General features: G+C 71.4%; 17 protein-coding genes. 13 read left to right on the top strand and 4 right to left on the bottom strand.

From position 1 onward, the window contains the following. Nucleotides 1-26 precede the first annotated feature (26 nt). Nucleotides 27-1,424, top strand: a complete 1,398-nt coding sequence (gene der, locus BM272_RS05920) for a ribosome biogenesis GTPase Der (RefSeq protein WP_093427853.1) — start codon at nt 27-29, stop codon at nt 1,422-1,424. A 148-nt stretch (nt 1,425-1,572) separates the two neighbouring features. Further along, nucleotides 1,573-2,745 (top strand): Fic family protein, encoded by a 1,173-nt coding sequence (locus BM272_RS05915; protein WP_093427852.1) that lies wholly within the window; start codon nt 1,573-1,575, stop codon nt 2,743-2,745. Between the two features lie 4 nt (nt 2,746-2,749). On the opposite strand, the gene BM272_RS05910 is transcribed toward BM272_RS05915, so the two are convergent. The 3 genes from BM272_RS05910 to BM272_RS05900 are packed head-to-tail and all read right to left on the bottom strand — an operon-like array spanning nt 2,750 to nt 5,589. Further along, the gene (locus BM272_RS05910) at nt 2,750-3,622 is read right to left on the bottom strand and encodes a ribose-phosphate diphosphokinase (RefSeq protein ID WP_093427851.1); all 873 of its coding nucleotides are present in this window, start codon (nt 3,620-3,622) and stop codon (nt 2,750-2,752) included. Further along, nucleotides 3,622-5,178 (bottom strand): thymidine phosphorylase family protein, encoded by a 1,557-nt coding sequence (locus BM272_RS05905; protein ID WP_240308042.1) that lies wholly within the window; start codon nt 5,176-5,178, stop codon nt 3,622-3,624. The genes BM272_RS05910 and BM272_RS05905 overlap by 1 nt, the downstream gene beginning before the upstream one ends. 30 nt (nt 5,179-5,208) lie before the next feature. Beyond that, nucleotides 5,209-5,589: a DsrE family protein gene (locus BM272_RS05900; protein ID WP_093427850.1), complete on the bottom strand. Its 381-nt coding sequence runs from the start codon at nt 5,587-5,589 to the stop codon at nt 5,209-5,211. A 155-nt stretch (nt 5,590-5,744) separates the two neighbouring features. On the opposite strand from BM272_RS05900, the gene BM272_RS05895 reads away from it, so the two are divergent. From BM272_RS05895 to BM272_RS05880, 4 genes are read left to right on the top strand one after another with little or no spacing between them, the layout of a single operon-like run. Beyond that, nucleotides 5,745-6,218, top strand: a complete 474-nt coding sequence (locus BM272_RS05895) for a (2Fe-2S)-binding protein (RefSeq protein WP_093427849.1) — start codon at nt 5,745-5,747, stop codon at nt 6,216-6,218. Further along, the gene (locus BM272_RS05890; RefSeq protein ID WP_093427848.1) at nt 6,218-8,401 is read left to right on the top strand and encodes a xanthine dehydrogenase family protein molybdopterin-binding subunit; all 2,184 of its coding nucleotides are present in this window, start codon (nt 6,218-6,220) and stop codon (nt 8,399-8,401) included. The genes BM272_RS05895 and BM272_RS05890 overlap by 1 nt, the downstream gene beginning before the upstream one ends. 3 nt (nt 8,402-8,404) lie before the next feature. Then, nucleotides 8,405-9,370, top strand: a complete 966-nt coding sequence (locus BM272_RS05885) for an XdhC family protein (RefSeq protein WP_205407760.1) — start codon at nt 8,405-8,407, stop codon at nt 9,368-9,370. After that, complete coding sequence (locus BM272_RS05880; RefSeq protein ID WP_093427846.1) at nt 9,367-9,960, top strand: nucleotidyltransferase family protein; 594 nt, start codon at nt 9,367-9,369, stop codon at nt 9,958-9,960. Before BM272_RS05885 ends, BM272_RS05880 begins: the two co-directional genes overlap by 4 nt. 70 nt (nt 9,961-10,030) lie before the next feature. Here the strand turns inward: BM272_RS05880 and BM272_RS05875 are convergent, their stop codons facing one another. Continuing rightward, nucleotides 10,031-11,761: a sensor domain-containing diguanylate cyclase gene (locus BM272_RS05875; RefSeq protein ID WP_159433029.1), complete on the bottom strand. Its 1,731-nt coding sequence runs from the start codon at nt 11,759-11,761 to the stop codon at nt 10,031-10,033. A gap of 232 nt (nt 11,762-11,993) precedes the next feature. Here BM272_RS05875 and aspS point away from each other — a divergent pair, with 232 nt between their 5' ends. The 7 genes from aspS (at nt 11,994) to ruvB (ending at nt 18,195) form a co-directional block, all read left to right on the top strand. Then, complete coding sequence (aspS, locus tag BM272_RS05870) at nt 11,994-13,790, top strand: aspartate--tRNA ligase (protein WP_093427844.1); 1,797 nt, start codon at nt 11,994-11,996, stop codon at nt 13,788-13,790. A 1-nt stretch (nt 13,791) separates the two neighbouring features. Beyond that, on the top strand, nt 13,792-14,427 hold the full coding sequence (locus BM272_RS05865) for an esterase/lipase family protein (protein WP_093427843.1): 636 nt from the start codon (nt 13,792-13,794) through the stop codon (nt 14,425-14,427). A 45-nt stretch (nt 14,428-14,472) separates the two neighbouring features. Then, nucleotides 14,473-15,174 carry a PP2C family protein-serine/threonine phosphatase gene (locus BM272_RS05860; RefSeq protein WP_093427842.1) on the top strand — a complete coding sequence of 234 codons (702 nt, stop codon included), beginning with the start codon at nt 14,473-14,475 and terminating at the stop codon, nt 15,172-15,174. Between the two features lie 74 nt (nt 15,175-15,248). Continuing rightward, complete coding sequence (locus BM272_RS05855) at nt 15,249-15,998, top strand: YebC/PmpR family DNA-binding transcriptional regulator (protein ID WP_093427841.1); 750 nt, start codon at nt 15,249-15,251, stop codon at nt 15,996-15,998. A gap of 37 nt (nt 15,999-16,035) precedes the next feature. Then, nucleotides 16,036-16,542, top strand: a complete 507-nt coding sequence (gene ruvC, locus BM272_RS05850) for a crossover junction endodeoxyribonuclease RuvC (protein ID WP_093427840.1) — start codon at nt 16,036-16,038, stop codon at nt 16,540-16,542. Further along, a complete protein-coding gene (gene ruvA, locus BM272_RS05845) occupies nt 16,539-17,162 on the top strand; it encodes a Holliday junction branch migration protein RuvA (protein ID WP_093427839.1) in 624 nt (207 codons plus the stop codon). Before ruvC ends, ruvA begins: the two co-directional genes overlap by 4 nt. 4 nt (nt 17,163-17,166) lie before the next feature. Beyond that, entirely contained in the window at nt 17,167-18,195 is a 1,029-nt protein-coding gene (gene ruvB / locus BM272_RS05840) for a Holliday junction branch migration DNA helicase RuvB (protein ID WP_093427838.1), read from the top strand. Nucleotides 18,196-18,199: the final 4 nt, after the last annotated feature.

Below are 18,199 nucleotides of genomic sequence, written 5' to 3'. Positions count from 1 at the left end.
TCGGCCCTTCCTGTTAGAATACCCCCATGAAACCGATCCTTGCCCTGGTGGGCCGCCCCAACGTGGGCAAGTCCACCCTCTTCAATCGCCTGACCCGCAGTCGGGATGCCCTGGTGGCCGACTTCCCCGGTCTCACCCGCGATCGCCAGTACGGCGAGGCGCGCGTGGGGGATCGCGACCTCGTGCTCATCGATACGGGCGGTCTGGGCGCGGCCAGCGACGACGTCGAGGCCGGCATGGAGGACCAGGCCTGGCAGGCCGTGGACGAGGCCGATGGTGTGATCTTCCTGGTGGATGGCCGCGACGGCCTCTCCGCCGGTGACCAGGCCGTGGCCACCGGACTGCGCGAGCGCGGCGTCCCGGTCACCCTGGTGGTGAACAAGGGCGAGGGGCTTCCCCGGGAGGCCACGGCGGCGGAATTCTACGCCCTCGGCCTGGGCGAACCCCGGGTCATCTCCGCCGCCCACGGCCAGGGCGTCGTCTCCGCCGTGGAGGCGGCCCTACCGCCTGAACCCGAGGGGGAAGAAGAGCCCGGGGAGGCGCCCGACGCCGGGATCCCCGTCGCCGTGGTGGGCCGCCCCAACGTCGGCAAGTCCACCCTGGTCAATCGCCTGCTGGGCGAGGAGCGGGTGCTGGTCCACGACGGCGCCGGGACCACCCGGGATGCCGTGCGCGTCCCCTTCGAGCGGGACGGTGAGCGCTGGACCCTCATCGATACCGCCGGCGTTCGCCGCCGCTCCAAGGTCCACGAGACGGTGGAGAAGTTCTCCATCGTGAAGACCCTGCAGGCGGTGGATGCCGCCGGCGTGGTCATCCTGGTCATGGACGCCCGGGAGGGGATCACCGACCAGGATGCCCACCTCATCGGCCACGTCATCGACGCCGGCCGCGCCCTGGTGCTGGCCATCAACAAGTGGGACCACCTGCCGCCGGAGCAGAAGGAGAAGGTCCGGCGGGATATCGACCGGCGCTTGCCCTTCGTCGACTTCGCTCGCCGCCGGTTCGTCTCCGCCCTCCACGGGACCGGGGTGGGCAAGCTCCTGGACGATGCCCGCCGCGCCTGGACCAGTGCCGGCCGCGACCTGCCCACCAGCGACCTCAATCGCCTGCTGGAGGATGCCGTGGCGGCCCACCAGCCGCCCATGGTGCGCGGTCGCCGGATCAAGCTGCGCTATGCCCACCAGGCGGGGACCCATCCGCCGAGTATCGTGGTCCACGGCAACCAGGCCTCCAAAGCGCCGGAGGCCTACCGGCGCTACCTCATCAACACCTTCCGCAAGCACTTCAAGCTGGAGGGCACGCCCCTGCGCCTGGAGCTGCGCACCGGCGACAACCCCTACGCCGGCAAGAAGAACCCCCTGACCAAGAGCCAGGAAGACCAGCGCCGCCGCGCCCGCCGCCGCGGCCGCAAGCGCTACGGCTAGCTTCCGGTGGCCCCGGCCGGGCGCAATTCCCGGCCACGGTCGGTTCCTGTCGGGCCAGGAAATCGGCAACAGGATCGGCAATAATCGGTCTTTTGTTTTCCCTAGGGGCCTGTTCATCAGGGCATTAATGCCGATACTATGATCGGCAATGAGTGTCCTGAATTTCTCGCTGCAGCCGCTCTATCCGGCACCCTCGGCCTCCTTCCGCGAAGGAGCGGATACGCTCGTGCGCGAGGCCTCACGGCTCCAGGGAACTCTCCATCCGAAAACCCGGCAGGGCATCGCGGCGTTGCTGGGTCTGATGAACAGCTACTACTCCAACCTCATCGAGGGGCACCGGACCAATCCCCGGGAGATCGAGCAGGCCCTCCGGGACGAGTACTCCGCCGATCCCGCTGAGCGCGATCTCCAGCTCGAGGCGGTGGCCCATGTGGAAACGGAAGAGGAAGTCCGGGCCGAGATGGACCGGGATCGATCGTTGAATCCCGCCTCGGCGGATTTTCTGTGCTGGATCCATGAACGTTTCTACAGCCGGCTTCCGGAAGAGCTGCGTTACGTCGAGGGTGACTCCGGCGAACGACATCCCGTCCTGCCCGGTCAGCTCCGCCCCCGCGGCGTCAGCATAGGGCGCCATGTCCCACCGGACGCCGGGGAACTCCCCACTCTCCTGGAGGCATTCGGGAAGGGCTATGACATCACGCGGCTGCACCATCCCGAGAATCTGGCCGCGGCCTTTGCCGCCCACCATCGGCTGCTCTGGATTCACCCCTTCCTGGATGGCAACGGCCGGGTCGCCCGTATCCTCCTTCAGGCGCATCTGCACCGGCTGGAGCTGCTGGGAGAGGGGCTCTGGTCCATGGCTCGCGGTCTGGCACGAGGGAGCACTCGCTATCGCAAGCTCCTGTCCGCGGCGGATGCCCGGAAGCACGATATGCTCGACGGCCGCGGCCACCTGACGGAGCGCGGGTTGCTGGAGTTCTGCGAGTTCATGAACGAGACCGCTCTCGACCAGGTACGCTTCATGGGGGAGATCCTCGAACTGGAGACCCTGACCGAGCGTATCCGGCGGTTCGTGGAATCCAGCCCGGATCTCCGTCCCGAGGCCTTTTACCTGCTGAGAGAGGCCGCCCTGCGAGGCGAGATTCCCCGGGGCGAGGCCGCCCGAGTCACCAGCCTCGGTGAGCGCACGGCGCGGGACCTGGTCAGGGAGCTGCTCGGGGAGGGGCTGCTGGAGAGCGACTCCCCGAAGGGGCCGGTACGTATGGGATTCCCCACGTCGGCGGCGGAGGCCTATTTCCCCCGGCTGTTCCTGCCTTCCTGAGGATTCAGTCGCCGCGAACGGCCGTCGCCAGCAGCGGCGCAAGGGGCACGGCGTTGGTGGGGTGGGCGATGGAGTCGGTGGAGTGGACGGTGCCCACGCCGGCGGCGGCGATGGCCTCTTCCGCCCCCTCGGCGAAGAGGGCGTGGGTGACCACCGCGTCCACCCGGGCGGCGCCGGCGGCGAAGGCGGCCTCCGCGGCCCGGGCCAGGGTGAGCCCGGAGCTGGCGACGTCGTCCAGCAGGACCACGTCGCGACCCTCCAGCTCCGCCGGGGGCAGGGTGATGGTGACGTCGCGGTCGCCGCGCCGCTCCTTGGCGCCGACGGCCCAGTCCAGCCCCGCCGGTTCGGCCACCTTCCGCACCCACTGCTCCGATTCGGCATCCGGGCCCACCACCACGGCGCCGGGCCACTGGTGGCCAATGTGGGCGCGCAGGGGGTCGGCGGCGCTCACCGCCACCGCGCGGTGGGCGGGCACCGCCTCGGCCAGGTCGCGCACCCGGTGGAGGTGGGGATCCACGGTGATCACCGTGTCGAAGAGGTCGGCCAGGAATTCCCCGATGATGCGCTGGCTCACCGATTCCCCGGGATGGAAGGCGGCATCCTGGCGCATGTAGCAGAGGTAGGGGGCTACCAGGGTCAGCGGCCCGGCCCCGGCCTCGCGCGCGGTCCGTGCGGCCAGAAGCAGCTCGATGAGCTTGTCGTTGGGCCGGTCCAGGCTGCGGCAGAAGAGCAGGGGCTCGGGACTCGGCGGCGGCAGCCGCAGCCGGCTCTCGCCGTCGGGGAAGCGGTGGAGCTCCACCGCCGAGGCCGGCAGCCCCAGCTCGGTCGCCAGCGCCTCGCCGGCGGCGAGGTAGTCGGGGAAGGTCACCAGGTGCATTACAGCTCCATGTGGAGGCGGCTGATCTGGTCGGGCTCGCCGATGGTGTAGCCGCTGTCTTCCCGGCAGTAGGCCACCGCGAAGTGGAAGTCGGCCCGGAATTCGGCGTGGATCCGGTAGAGGGGATCGCCGGCGCGCACGGTATCCCCGATCTTGGCCAGCAGGTCGACGCCGGCCCCCTTGTCCATGGGGGCGCCGGCCAGCCGCGCGGCGTGGGCCAGGCGCTTGTTGTCGATGGCGACCACGGTACCGTCGCAGTCGGCGACGATCTCTTCGGTGAGCTGCCCCGGGGTCGTCTCCAGCTCCTGGGCCCCCTGGCCGGCGATGATGGCCTGCATCTTGGACAGCGCCCGGCCGGACTCCAGGATGTCCCGGGCGATGGCGTAGCCCTGGCCGCCGCGCACGTCGGGGTCGAACTCGATGATCCGGCCGGCCAGGCGCAGGGACTTCTGCAGCAGGTCGTGGGGCGCGTCCGGATCGTTCTCCAGGACCTGCATGACGTCCCGCGCCTCCAGCACCGGGCCGATGCCGCGGCCCACCGGCTCGGCACCGTCGGTGATGATCACCTCCAGGTGGATGCCCACCCGGTCACCCACGTACTCGAAGAGCTTGCGCAGGCGCATGGCCTCGCGCATGTGGCGGACCTTGGCGGTGGGCCCCACCGGGATGTCCAGCACCAGGTGGGTGGAGCCGGCGGCGAGTTTCTTGGAGAGGATGGAGGCGATCATCTGGCCCATGGAGTCGATGCCCAGGGGGCGCTCCACCGAGATGAGGATGTCGTCCGCCGGCGCCAGCCGGGCGGTGCCGCCCCAGGCCAGGCAGGCGCGCTCGCGCCGCACCACGCGGTGCATGGCGTCCGGGGATAGCTCCACTTCGGAGAGGACCTCCATGGTGTCGGCGGTGCCGGCCGGTGAGGTGATGGCGCGGCTGGAGGTCTTGGGCATGAGCATGCCGTGGGCGGCGACGATGGGGACCACCACCATGGTGGTGCGGTTGCCCGGGATGCCGCCGATGCAGTGCTTGTCCACCACCACCGGCTCGTGCCAGTCCAGCCGGCTGCCGGAGTCGGTCATGGCGCGGGTGAGGTGGAGGATCTCCTCCCGGTCCAGGCCGCCGGGGCCGGAGGCCACCAGGAAGGCGGCGATCTCCATCTTGGAGTAGCGGCTGGCGGTGATGTCGTCGATGATTCCTCGAAAGTCCTCGACCTCCAGGCGATCCCCGGCGATCTTGCGGCGAATGGCCTCCATGGAGCGGGGCGGCTCTGCCTGGGCCACCCTCACCGTCGCCCCCTCGTCCAGCTCCAGCTGGGTGAAGGCCTGCTCGGAGAGCCCTACCTCGTCGGCCCCCACTAGGTTGGGGTCGTCGACGACGTTCAGGACGGCGTAGATGGTCTGGCCATTGTTGGTGATGGCCACCTTGTTCAGCGCCTGGAAACCCTCGGCGCGGTAGATGGCGCAGTCGCGGTGGAGGTAGGCGACATTCTCGCGGTAGGTGTCGATGGCCACCCGGCGAGTGTTCAGGGTGTCCTCCACCGTGCCGTTGCTGCTCTGGTTCACGACTGGCTCCCGTTGGGGGACCCGGCAGGGTCAGTAGGTCAGGGTGGCGACGTCGTCCTCGATGACCTCGCCGAGGAAGGCCGCGCCACCGGCGGCCCCGTCCAGCTCCGGGATGGCGTTGTCCACGGTGAGGTCGTTCTCGTCCATGGCACCGCCGCAGGCGTAGAACTTCACCCCGGCCTCGTGGGCATCCTGCATGAAGGAGTAGACCGACTTCTGGTTGTCCTCGCCGGGGAAGAGCTCCTCGGCGACGCCGGGCTTGAACAGCGCCACGTTGCGGGAGGCGAAGTACATCTCCACCTCCAGGTCCAGGGTCGTCGCCACGATGGCCTGGAAGAAGGGGGCGCCCAGGGTCCAGGGCCGGTCCGGCTCCGTGTTCAGGAGCATGATGACGATCTTGCGCTTCTCCATGGCGGCCTCCGTCGCTTGGGTGGAATGCCCGGAATTTAACCACAGCCGGCGCGGTGACGCATGCGACCCACCCATGTGGCACTGCCGATGGTTGTCCAGGGTTCCCGACTGAACCATGCTGGGGAAGATCCAAGGCATCTCCGGGAGTGGCAGACATGACAGCGGTTTCCGTTACCGTGAATGGCGAGACACGCGAGGCGGACGTCGCCTCGGATACCCCCCTGCTGTGGCTGTTGCGCGACGACTTCGGCCTTACCGGGACCAAGTACGGCTGCGGCATCGCCCAGTGCGGCGCCTGCACCGTCCACTTGGACGGCCAGCCGGTACGCGCCTGCACCACCACCGCGACCCAGGCCGACGGCCGGCGCGTGGATACCGTGGAGGGGCTCGCCAACGGCGAGGAGCTGCACCCCCTGCAGGCGGCCTGGATCGCCGAGAACGTGCCCCAGTGCGGCTTCTGCCAGTCCGGCCAGCTTATGAGCGCCGCCGACCTGCTGGCCCGCAACCCCGAGCCCACGGATGCCGACATCGACGCGGCCCTGGCCAGCAACCTCTGCCGCTGCGGGACCTACCAGCGCATCCGGCGCGCGGTCCATCGCGCGGCGCAGGACATGAAGGAGCAGGGCTGATGAGTCAGGGCACCGAATCCGAACATCGTTTCCGCGTCAGCCGGCGCAACTTCCTCAAGGCCGGCGCCGTCGCCGGCGGCGGCCTCCTGCTGGGGCTGAACCTCCCGGTGGGCGGGCGCATGGCCCGTGCCGAGGAGGGGGCCACCGAGGGCGCCGACTTCGCCCCCAACGCCTGGATCCGGATCACCGCCGACGACCAGGTGACGGTGCTGGTGGACCGCTCGGAGATGGGCCAGGGGGTGATGACGGCCCTGCCCATGCTCATCGCCGAGGAGCTGGAGGCCGACTGGGATCGCATCGCCACCGAATTCGCCCCCGCCGACGAGGCCTATACCAACAGCCTCCTGGGGAGCCAGACCACCGGCGGCTCCACCGCCATCCGCAATGCCTGGCGGCCCCTGCGCGAGGCCGGCGCCGCCGCCCGGGAGATGCTGGTGGCCGCTGCCGCCCAGCGCTGGGGCGTCGAATTCCAGGCCTGCGAGGCCTCGGGGCAGGTCGTTCGCCACCCGGCCAGCGGCCGTTCTGCCACCTACGGCGAGCTGGCCGCGGCCGCCGCCGAGCGCGAGGTGCCGGAGACGGTCTTCCTCAAGGACCCCAAGGACTACCGCCTCATCGGCACCCCGCGGGATCGCCTGGACGCCCCGGCCAAGGTGGACGGCTCCGCCCGCTACGGCATGGACGTCCAGCTCGACGGTCTGCTCACCGCCCAGGTGGTCCGTTGCCCGGTCATCGGCGGCCGGGTCCGCTCCTTCGACGCCGAGCAGGCGCGCCAGGTCCCCGGCGTGCGACAGGTGGTGGAGATCGACGCCGGTGTAGCGGTCATTGCCGACGGCTTCTGGCCGGCCAGCAAGGGTCGCGAGGCGCTGTCGGTGGAGTGGGACTACGGCGAGAACGCGGATCTGACCTCCATCGCCATCGAGCGCCGCTTCCGCGAGGCCGCCGACAGTGGCGAGGCGGCCACGGCCCGCAGCGAGGGGGATGTGGAATCGGCTCTGTCCGGCGCGGCACGCACCGTGGAGGCGGAGTACGAGGTCCCCTTCCTGGCCCATGGCTGCATGGAGCCCATGAACTGCACCGCCCGAATCGCTGACGGCGTCTGCGAGGTCTGGGCGCCCACCCAGAACCAGACGGCGACCCAGGAGGTCGCGGCGAAGATCAGCGGCCTGCCCAAGGAGCAGGTACGGGTCCATACCACCTTCCTGGGCGGCGGCTTCGGCCGGCGCTCCCACACCGACTTCGTCGCCGATGCCGTGGCCTGCGCGAAGGCCGCCGGCGCCCCGGTGAAGGTCATGTGGACCCGGGAGGAGACGACCCGCCACGACCACTACCGCCCGGCCACCTACAACCGGCTGGCCGCCGCCATCGATGAGGATGGCCAGGTCAGCGGCTGGCGGCACCGCATCGTCGGTCCCTCCATCATGGGGAATATCGGCATGATCGGGCCGGAGGAACCCATGGATCGAACCTCCGTGGAGACGGCCAAGGAGGTCCCCTACGGCCTGGCCAGTATCCACGTGGACTACGTCCGCACCGACACCCCGGTGCCGTTGTGGTGGTGGCGCTCCGTGGGCCACTCCCAGAACGACTACATCCGCGAGGCCTTCTTCGACGAGGTCGCGGCGGCCGCCGGGGAAGACCCCTTCGAGCTGCGTCGGCGGCTGCTACCCGAGGGGGATCGCAACCGCCGGGTGCTGGAGCGCGCCGCCCGCGAGGCCGGCTGGGGCGAGCCATTGCCCGAGGGGCGGGCCCGCGGCATCGCCGTGGTCCACGCCTTCGGCAGCTACTGCGCCGAGGTGGCCGAGGTCTCCGTGAGCGATAACAACGAGGTCCGCGTCCACCGTGTCCATGTCGCCATCGACTGTGGCCCGGCGGTAAACCCTGAGATCATTGCCGAGCAGATGGAGAGCGGCGTCGCCTACGGCCTCTCCGCCGCCCTGCACGAGGCCGTCACCGTGGACCGTGGGCAGGTGGAGCAGGGCAACTTCGATGACTATCGGATCCTGCGTATCGATCAGATGCCCGAGGTCCATACCCACATCGTCGACAGCGACCAGGAGCCCGGCGGCGTCGGCGAGCCCGGTACGCCGCCCATCGCCCCGGCCATGGTCAACGCCATCCGCGCCATCACCGGGGAGCCGGTGCGCCGGCTGCCGCTTACCCGGGCCGGCTACCAGCCCGCCTAGGCCGTGGACGCCCGTTCGGGGTACGCCCGGGGCGGTGACGCCGCTGTGGTCGCCGCGGCGCGGCAGTGGCTGGCCGACGGTCATGCCGTGCATCTGGTCACCGTGGTCCGGACCTGGGGCTCCTCGCCCCGCCCTCCGGGCGCCCTGATGGCCCGGCGGGATGACGGGGCCGTGGTGGGTTCCGTCTCCGGCGGCTGCGTCGAGTCGGCCATCGCCGAACACCTCCCGGCGCCGGGGCAGCCGCCGGCCACCCTCACCTGGAGTGGTGACGAGGCCCGGCGGGCCGGGCTCCCCTGCGGCGGTACCCTGGAGCTGCTGGCCGAGGGGCTGGAACCCGGGGCGGATCGCGGTCTCGGGGAGGTGGCGGCTGCCCTGGAGCGCAGCGAGGCCGTGCGTCGCCGGGTGGTGTGTGCCACCGGCACGGTCGCCGTGGAGACGGATCACGGTGGCCCGGATCTCCTCCGGGAGGGCGGGGCGGTGGACAAGCGCTTCGGCCCCGCCTGGCGGCTGCTGGTCGTCGGCGCAGGGGAGCTGGGCAGCCACCTGGCCGCCATGGCCCGGCGACTGGACTACCACGTCATCGTCTGCGAGCCGCGGGAGGAGTTCCGGGCCGCCTTCGACGAGTCGGGGGTGGAACTCACCCCCGCCATGCCGGACGACTCGGTGGACGGTCTCGCCCCCACGCCCCGGGATGCGGTGGTCACCACCACCCACGATCCCCGCCTGGACGATCTCGCCCTGGAGGCGGCGCTGGTCAGCCCGGCGGGCTATGTGGGCGCGCTGGGCTCGAAGCGGACCAATGACCAGCGCCGGGAGCGGCTGCGTGAGCTGGGCCTCTCGGCCGCGGCGGTAGCGCGGCTGCGGGGCCCCGTGGGGCTGGCCATCGGCAGCCGTACCCCGGCGGAGATCGCCGTGGCCATCCTGGCGGAGATGACCGCCGAGCGGCGTGGTGCGGTGGATTCGGCGTGATCACCGGGGTCCTGCTGGCGGCCGGGGCGGGGACGCGCTTCGGCCCGCGCTCCAAGCTCCTGCATCCCCTGGCCGATGGGACGCCAGTGGCCGCGGCCGCGGCCACCTCCCTGCTGGGCGGTGTGGACCGGGCAGTGGCGGTGGTCCGGCCGGGCCGGGGGGAGGTCGAACCGGGTCAACTGGCCGAGCGGCTGGCGGCAGCGGGGCTGGAGGTAGTGACCGCGCCGACGGCCGAGCGCGGCATGGGGGCGAGCCTGGCCGCCGGGGTTGCCGCCGCGGAGGGGGCAACGGGCTGGGTCGTCGCGCTGGCGGACATGCCCTGGATCGCCCCGGCCACCGTGGCCGCAGTGGCCGGAGCACTGCGCGACGGGGCGCCGCTGGCAGCGCCCTTCCACGCCGGTCGGGGGGGCCATCCCGTGGGCTTTGCCGCCGAACTGGGGCCGGCACTCCGGGGGCTCGATGGCGATATCGGGGCCCGGCCGGTGGTCGCAGCGCACCGGGAACGGCTGGTGGCAATACCGGTGGAGGACCCGGGGATCCATCGGGATCTCGATCGACCCGAGGACGGGGAGGGGGCAACGACGGGCTGAATCCTTCGGGCCTTGAACGGGCCTTGAACGGGTCTGGGCCGGGGGTCGGGCTCAGGCCCGGTGCCCCGGCTCAGTCCAGTTCCTCGAGGTCGGCGCCATCCCCCTCCACCCGGTTGCGGCCGCCATGCTTGGCGCGGTAGAGGGCCTCGTCCGCCCGCGCCTGGAGGGAGTGCAGGGAGTCTCCCGGCCCGGCGGCGGCTAGGCCGAAGCTCATGGTGATGGGCCGCCCCGGAACGAACTCCTGGGCCCCGATGGTCCCGCGCAGTCGCTCGACCAGCTTGAAGGCCTCCTCGGCAGAGGTCTCCGGCAGGACCAGGACGAACTCCTCCCCGCCCCAGCGCCCCGCCAGATCCGCCGCCCGGAGGTCCGCGCGCAGGGTATTGGCCACCCCCTGGAGCACCGTGTCCCCCACCAGGTGGCCCAGGTCGTCGTTGACCGCCTTGAAGTGGTCGATATCGCCCATGACCAGCACCAGGTCGTGCTGGTAGCGCTGGGCCACGGAGAGCAGCCGCCCGCCCTGCGCCTCGAACTCCCGGCGATTGAGCAGGCCGGTGAGGTAGTCGATCTTGGCATCCCGGTGGTCGGTGATATCGCGGACAATGGCATAGAGGCCGCGGACCCGGCCGCGGGCGTCGCGGTGGGGCAGGTAGTCGCCGTGGAGCGTCCGGGTAGTCCCGTCCGGCAGGGGGATGTCGTCCTCGTAGCTCACCCGCTCCCCGGCCAGGGCCGCCTCCAGGTAGGGGCGGACGCGGTCGTAGGCCTCCTGGCCCACGAACTCCAGTACGGAGCGGCCGCGCAGTTCATCGCCCTCCACGCCGAAGCGCTCGCGGTAGGCGGCGTTGACCTCGCGGTAGCGCTGGTCGGCATCGATGTAGGCAATGAGGGCGGGGACGGCGTCCAGGAGCAGCCCGCGCCTGTCGCGCTCCTCGGCGTGGTCCTGGACCCGGTGCAGGCTGGCGGCCAGGGCGCCGGAGGCCAGCTCCAGCAGGCGGCACTCGGCCTTTCCGAAGTGGCCCGGCTGGCGGGCGTAGACCTTGAGGACGCCCCACGGTCGGCCCTCGTAGGTGAGGGGGACGAGGATCCCGGAGCGGAAGCCTACCTTCTGGACCAGTTCCCGCAGCTCGGAGGAGAGGCGGTGGTCGGTGGCGGTGTCCTCTACCAGCAGGCTCTCCTCGCTGGAGTAGGCCAGGCCGGTGAGCGAGCCCTGGATGGGTACCTCCAGGCCCGCCTGATCGGTCGCGATGCCGGCCACGGCGCGATAGACCAGCGCGTCTTCACGCACCTCTTCCATGGCCGCCCCCTCGGCCCCGGTGAGCTCCAGGGCGATCTCCACCACCCGTTGGCGCAGTCGCTCCAGGTCGTGGTCGCCGGCGGCCAGCTCCGCCTGGATGCGGACCAGCGCCTCCAGCTGGCGGATCCGGGTGCTGGCCTCGGCCTCTTCGGCGAGATCGCGGTAGACGAGGATGTAGTGGGTAACGGCCCCGCTGGCATCGCGGATGGGCGAGGCCGAGCAGGCCACCCGCAGGGGGGAACCGTCCTGGCGCCGGTCGGTGAACTCGGCGCGACCCGTACCGCCTGCCGCCAGCTCCCGGCGCAGGCGCTCCGGTCCGGCATGGGCGTTGTCCGGATCCAGGGGGCAGGGGGTTCGGCCGCGGACCGCTTCGAGGGTGAAGCCGGTCATCGCCTCCCAGGCGCGGTTGGCGTAGAGGATCCCGGGTGGGTTGTCGGCCTCGGCGATGACGACGCCGTCGGCGAGCTGATCCAGGGCAGAGACGGCCAGATTGTCGGGCAGGTTGTCCATGGCGGCCTGTGGAATCCCGTCCAGTGTCTGCCGCCATTCTACCATCCCGGTACCGAGGCCGGTATCGAGGTTGGTATCGGGGGCTCTGGCATCGAGAGGGGAGTATCGGCCGGCGCGAGGCCCGTCGGTTCGGATCCGAGTTGCTTGCGACCCCCGCCAACCGTAACATGGCCGGCTTTCCATCGGCCCCCGTGACCGATCCGTCAACGACCAAGCAAGCCCGGGACAGAACATGCGTAGCCACTACTGCGGCGAGGTCCGTGCCAGCGACATCGATTCCACGGTCCAGCTCTACGGCTGGGTCCACCGCCGCCGGGACCACGGCGGGATCATCTTCGTCGACCTGCGGGATCGGGAGGGCTTCGTGCAGGTGGTCTTCGACCCCGACGAGACCCCGGCCGTCTTCGCCGACGTCGAGGGGCTGCGCAGCGAGTACGTCATCGAGGTGAGCGGTCGGGTCCGCCGCCGCCCCGAGGGTACCGAGAATCCCGACCTTCCCACCGGCGAGGTGGAGGTCGTGGGTGAGTCCATGACCATCCTCAACCGCGCCGAGACACCTCCCTTCATGCTCGACGTGGAGGACGACGAGGTGGGCGAGGAGCTGCGCCTGCGCCACCGCTACGTCGACCTGCGCCGGCGCGGCATGGCCGAGCGCATGAAGCTGCGCTCCCGGATCACCCGGGTGCTGCGCGACTACCTGGACGACCACGGCTTCCTGGACGTGGAGACCCCCATGCTCACCCGGGCCACCCCCGAGGGGGCGCGGGACTACCTGGTGCCCAGCCGCACCCACCGCAACCAGTTCTTCGCCCTGCCGCAGTCGCCGCAGCTCTTCAAGCAGCTGCTCATGGTCGCCGGCATGGACCGCTACTACCAGATCACCCGCTGCTTCCGTGACGAGGACCTGCGCGCCGACCGCCAGCCGGAGTTCACCCAGCTGGACATCGAGGCCTCCTTCGTCGACGAGGACACCATCATGGACCTCATGGAGGGGATGGTGCGGCGGCTCTTCGGCGAGGTGCTGGAGACGGCGCTGCCCGAGCCCTTCCCGCGCATGACCTACGCCGAGGCCGTGCGCCGCTACGGCTCGGACCGGCCGGACCTGCGCATCGACCTGGAGCTGGTGGACGTCGCCGACCTGGTGGCCGATGCCGACTTCAAGGTCTTCTCCGGCCCGGCCACGGATCCCCACGGTCGCGTCGCCGCCCTGCGCGTGCCCGGCGGCGGCAGCCTCACCCGCAAGGCCATCGACGACTACACCGACTTCGTCGGCATCTACGGCGCCCGGGGGCTGGCCTATATCAAGGTGAACGACCCGGCCGCCGGCCGCGAGGGGCTGCAGTCGCCCATCCTCAAGTTCCTCAGCGACGCGGCAGTGGACGGCATCCTCCAGCGCACGGCCGCCGAGGCCGGGGACCTGGTCTTCTTCGGCGCCGACAAGCACCACGTGGTCAACGAGGCCCTGGGCGCCCTGCGCGTGCGCCTGGGCCACGACCTGGATCGGGTCGAGGAGGGCTGGCGGCCGCTGTGGGTGGTGGACTTCCCCATGTTCGAGTGGAACGACGAGGACAACCGCTGGTACGCCCTCCACCACCCCTTCACCGCCCCCCGGGACGAGGACGTGGAGCGGCTGGAGAGCGCCCCCGGCGAGTGCCTCTCCCGCGCCTACGACCTGGTGCTCAACGGCACCGAAGTGGGCGGCGGCTCCCTGCGTATCCACCACGAGCCCACCCAGCGCCGCGTCCTGGAGGCCCTGGGGATCGGCGCCGAGGAGGCCGAGGACAAGTTCGGCTTCCTGCTGGACGCCCTGCGCTACGGTGCACCGCCCCACGGCGGTATCGCCTTCGGCCTGGACCGGCTGGTGATGCTCATGGCCGGCGCCCACTCCATCCGCGAGGTCATGGCCTTCCCCAAGACCCAGAGCGCCAACTGCCCCCTCACCCGGGCCCCCTCCGAGGTGGGCGAGGCCCAGCTCCGCGAGCTGGGGATCCGGCTGCGCCGGCCGTCGGGGGGCAGCAGCGAGGGCTGACATGGCCACCGTGGTCCTGGTCCACGGCCTCTGGATGCCGGGCCGGGACATGGCGCTCCTGGCCCGGCGCCTGCGCCGGGCCGGCTACCACCCCGAGATCTTCCGCTACCCCACGACCCGGGCGCCGGCCTCTGCGCACGGGGCCGAGCTGGCTGGTTTCGTAACCAGGCTCCCTGCAGGCGAGGTCCACCTGGTGGGCCACAGCCTGGGCGGGCTGGTCATCCGCCATGCCCTGAATCGGGGGATCGACCGCGGGATCGATCGCCCCGGGCGCGTGGTCACACTGGGGACGCCCCACCGGGGCAGCAGCGTCGCTTGCGCCCTGGCCGGCCGCCGGACCACCCGCTGGCTCCTGGGCCGGGCCTGGGAAGACGGCCTGGACGGCGACCTCCCGCCGTGGACGGGCGACCGGGAGCTGGGGACCATTGCCGGCACCCGCCCCCACGGGGTCGGGCAGTTTTTCGGTTCGCTGGAGCGGCCCCATGACGGGACCGTCGCCGTGGCCGAGACCCGCCTGCCCGGTGTGCCCCACGCCACCGTTACCGCATCGCACATGGGGCTGTTGTTCCACCGGGAAGCCGCCCGTCTCACCGCCACCTTCCTGGCCACCGGCGCCTTCGGCGAGCAGCCCGCCTGAGCTCCTCGGCTTGCCCCGGGCGGGGCGGCCTGCTATCCCCGGGACATGTCTGACCAACTCCTCATCGCCGGCGAGATGGACATCGGCCGCGTCCGTTCGGTGAACCAGGATGCCCTGGACTGGGACGCCGACGGCGGCAGCGCGGTGGTCGCCGACGGCGTGGGCGGCGGGCCGGCCGGGGAGGTCGCCTCCGCCACCGCCGCGGTGGCCGCCATGGGGGCGTTGCGTTCGGGCCGCTTCCCGGCGGAGGCGGCGGAGGAGGCCAACGACGCGGTCCTGGCCGAAGGGCGGCGCAACCCCGCCCATCTCGGCATGGCCACCACCCTGGTGGCCGTCCGGGTGGAGGCGGGGGCGGTGAGCTACGCCCATGTCGGGGATTCCCGCCTCTATCTCTTCCGGGAGGGCGAACTCCGCGCCCTGACCCGCGACCACAATGCCGCCGCGGAGGCCATCGACGCGGGTCGGCTGGAGCCGGCGGCCGCGCGGCTCTCCCCCCTGCGCCACCAGCTAACCCGCGCCCTGGGGGCCCCCGGCGCTGCCCCCGATGCCGGCCGGGCGCCGCTGGAGCCCGGCGACACCCTGCTGCTGGCTACCGACGGCCTCCACGGTGCCCTGGAAGAGGCGGCCATCGCCGATATCCTGGCCCGCTATCCCGACCCGCCCGCCGCGGCCCGCGCCCTGGTGGCGGCCGCCAACGCCGCCGGCGGGCCGGACAACGTCGCCGTGGTGGTGGCGCGATACGGTTAGCATCGAGAAATGGCCCTCGCCCCCGCCTTCTTTGTAGAATGGTCCCATCCATTCCGAGACGGCGAAGACCGACCATGGCAGGACACAGCAAGTGGGCGAACATCAAGCACCGCAAGGCGGCCCAGGACGCCAAGCGGGGCAAGATCTTCACCAAGCTCATCCGCGAGATCACCGTGGCCGCCCGACTGGGTGGCGGTGAGACCCAGGACAACCCGCGGCTGCGGGCGGCGGTGGACAAGGCGCTCTCCAACAACATGCCCAAGGACACCGTCGAACGCGCCATCAAGCGCGGCGTGGGCGATGAGGAGGGCGTCGAGTATGAGACCATGCGGTACGAGGGCTACGCCCCCGGCGGCGTGGCCGTCATGGCCGATTGCCTCACCGACAACCGCAACCGGACCGTCGCGGAGGTCCGCCACGCCTTCAACAAGCACGGCGGCAACCTCGGTACCGACGGCTCCGTGGAGTACCTCTTTAGCCAGCACGGGGTGCTCACCTACGGCCCCGATGCCGACGAGGATGCCCTCATGGAGGCGGCCCTGGAGGCCGGCGCCGAGGACGTGATCACCAATGACGACGGCTCCAAGGAGGTCCTGACCACCCCGGAGGACTTCTACGCGGTCCGCGATACCATGACCGAGCAAGGGCTGGAGCCGGAGCACGCCGAGGTCACCCAGCGGCCGGCCACCACCGTGGCCCTGGCCGGCGAGGAGGCGGAGAAGGCGCTGAAGCTGGTGGACGCCCTGGAGGACCTGGACGACGTCCAGAACGTCTACACCAACGCCGACTTCGACGACGAAGCCCTGGCGCAGGCCTCTTCCTGAACCCGACCGCGAGGACACTGCCCGCCATGGACCCGCGATGACCCGCATCCTCGGCATCGACCCCGGCTCGCGCCGTACCGGCTACGGCGTCATCGACCTCCAGGGCTTCGAGGGGGTCTACGTGGACAGCGGCGTCATCCGGGTGGGCGAGGGGGACCTGCCGGGCCGCCTGCTCGGGATCCACGAGGGCATTACCGAGATCATCGCCACCCACCAGCCCGAGGTGGTCGCCGTGGAGGGCGTCTTCATGCGCAACAATGCCGGCTCCGCACTGAAGCTCGGCCAGGCCCGGGGCGCCGCGCTCTGCGCCGCGGCAGCGGCGGGGCTGCCGGTGAGCGAGTACGCACCCACGGCCATCAAGCAGGCAGTGGTCGGTCGCGGCCAGGCGGAGAAGGGCCAGATCCAGCACATGGTCCGGGCCCTGCTCGGCCTCTCCCGCGCCCCCGCCGAGGATGCCGCCGATGCCCTGGCGGCGGCGCTCTGCCACGCCCGCAGCGGCCCCACCCGGGATCGGCTGCGCGCGGCGGCGGAGGCGAACCGATGATCGGGCGCCTGGCCGGGACCCTCCTGCGCAAGCAGCCGCCCTGGCTGCTGGTGGACGTGGGCGGGGTGGGCTACGAGGTCGAGGCGCCCATGAGTACCATCTACGACCTGCCGGAAGAGGGTGGGGCCGTGGTTCTGCACACCCACCTCCAGGTCCGCGACGACGCCCACCTGCTCTACGGCTTCGCCCGGGAGGGGGAGCGCCAGCTCTTCCGTGCGCTGCTGAAGGTCAATGGCGTCGGCGCCAAGCTCGCCCTGGCCATCCTCTCCGGCATGAGCCTGGAGGAGTTCGCCCGCTGCGTCCGCGAGCAGGACACCGCCGCCCTGACACGGTTGCCCGGGATCGGCCGCAAGACCGCCGAGCGGCTGCTCATCGAGCTGCGCGACCGCCTGGAGACCGAGGCCGGCGCCACCGAGCTGCCGGCGGAGATGGCCGGAGCCGCCGCCGAGACGCAGTCGGCCGCCGCCGGGAACGATGCCCACGGCGAGGCGGTGAGCGCCCTCATCACGCTGGGCTACAAGCCGCCGGAGGCGAGCCGGCTGGTGACCGCCGTGGACGATGGCGAGAGCCCCAGCGAGACCCTCATCCGTGCCGCCCTCAAGGGCGCCCTGAAGGGATAGCGCCGTGATCGAGTCCGACCGTCTCATCAGCGGCGCCGCCACTCCCGACGAGGAGGCGGCGGAGCGCGCCATCCGTCCCGACACCCTGGCCGACTACACCGGCCAGCCGGCGGTCCGCGACCAGATGGGGATCTTCATCCCTGCCGCCCGCGGTCGCGGCGAGCCGCTGGACCATACCCTGCTCTTCGGCCCGCCGGGGCTGGGCAAGACCACCCTGGCCCACATCATCGCCCACGAGATGGGGGTGAACCTGCGCCAGACCTCCGGCCCGGTGCTGGACAAGCCCGGCGACCTGGCCGCACTGCTCACCAATCTCGAATCCGGCGACGTCCTCTTCATCGACGAGATCCATCGGCTCTCCTCGGTGGTGGAGGAGGTCCTCTATCCCGCCATGGAGGACTACCAGATCGACATCATGATCGGCGAGGGGCCGGCAGCGCGCTCCATCAAGCTCGACCTGCCGCCCTTCACCCTGGTGGGGGCAACCACCCGCGCCGGCCTGCTCACCTCGCCGCTGCGGGACCGCTTCGGCATCGTCCAGCGGCTGGAGTTCTACGGGGTGGAGGATCTCACCGCCATCGTCCAGCGCGCCGCCGGGATCCTCGATGTGGCCACGGTGGTCGAGGGCGCCACCGAGATCGCCCGCCGCTCCCGGGGGACGCCGCGCATCGCCAATCGCCTGCTGCGCCGGGTGCGCGACTACGCCCAGGTCCGCGCCGACGGCGTGATCACGGCCGAGGTCGCCGGTCGCGCCCTGGACCTGCTGGACGTGGACGGCGAGGGCTTCGACGTCATGGACCGCAAGCTCCTCTCCGCCCTCATCGAGCGCTTCGACGGCGGCCCCACCGGGATCGAGAGCCTGGCCGCCGCCGTGGGCGAGGAGCGCGACACCCTGGAGGACGTGGTGGAGCCCTACCTCATCCAGCAGGGCTTCATGCAGCGCACCCCCCGAGGCCGGGTGGCCACGCGCCGCGCCTGGGGCCACTTCGGCTACGCTGCCCCGGCCGGGGATCCCGTCCCCGGCGGCGGCTGACACC

It is taken from the genome of Thiohalospira halophila DSM 15071 (assembly GCF_900112605.1).
Lineage (GTDB): Bacteria > Pseudomonadota > Gammaproteobacteria > Thiohalospirales > Thiohalospiraceae > Thiohalospira > Thiohalospira halophila.
This window is presented reverse-complemented; position numbering and strand designations above follow the sequence as displayed.

Coding starts and splice junctions, on each gene's coding strand:
- der (WP_093427853.1), top strand. CDS start 27: ATGAAACCGATCCTTGCCCTGGTGGGCCGCCCCAACGTGGGCAAGTCC.
- BM272_RS05915 (WP_093427852.1), top strand. CDS start 1,573: ATGAGTGTCCTGAATTTCTCGCTGCAGCCGCTCTATCCGGCACCCTCG.
- BM272_RS05910 (WP_093427851.1), bottom strand. CDS start 3,622: ATGCACCTGGTGACCTTCCCCGACTACCTCGCCGCCGGCGAGGCGCTG.
- BM272_RS05900 (WP_093427850.1), bottom strand. CDS start 5,589: ATGGAGAAGCGCAAGATCGTCATCATGCTCCTGAACACGGAGCCGGAC.
- BM272_RS05895 (WP_093427849.1), top strand. CDS start 5,745: ATGACAGCGGTTTCCGTTACCGTGAATGGCGAGACACGCGAGGCGGAC.
- BM272_RS05890 (WP_093427848.1), top strand. CDS start 6,218: ATGAGTCAGGGCACCGAATCCGAACATCGTTTCCGCGTCAGCCGGCGC.
- BM272_RS05875 (WP_159433029.1), bottom strand. CDS start 11,761: ATGGACAACCTGCCCGACAATCTGGCCGTCTCTGCCCTGGATCAGCTC.
- aspS (WP_093427844.1), top strand. CDS start 11,994: ATGCGTAGCCACTACTGCGGCGAGGTCCGTGCCAGCGACATCGATTCC.
- BM272_RS05865 (WP_093427843.1), top strand. CDS start 13,792: ATGGCCACCGTGGTCCTGGTCCACGGCCTCTGGATGCCGGGCCGGGAC.
- BM272_RS05860 (WP_093427842.1), top strand. CDS start 14,473: ATGTCTGACCAACTCCTCATCGCCGGCGAGATGGACATCGGCCGCGTC.
- BM272_RS05855 (WP_093427841.1), top strand. CDS start 15,249: ATGGCAGGACACAGCAAGTGGGCGAACATCAAGCACCGCAAGGCGGCC.
- ruvC (WP_093427840.1), top strand. CDS start 16,036: ATGACCCGCATCCTCGGCATCGACCCCGGCTCGCGCCGTACCGGCTAC.
- ruvA (WP_093427839.1), top strand. CDS start 16,539: ATGATCGGGCGCCTGGCCGGGACCCTCCTGCGCAAGCAGCCGCCCTGG.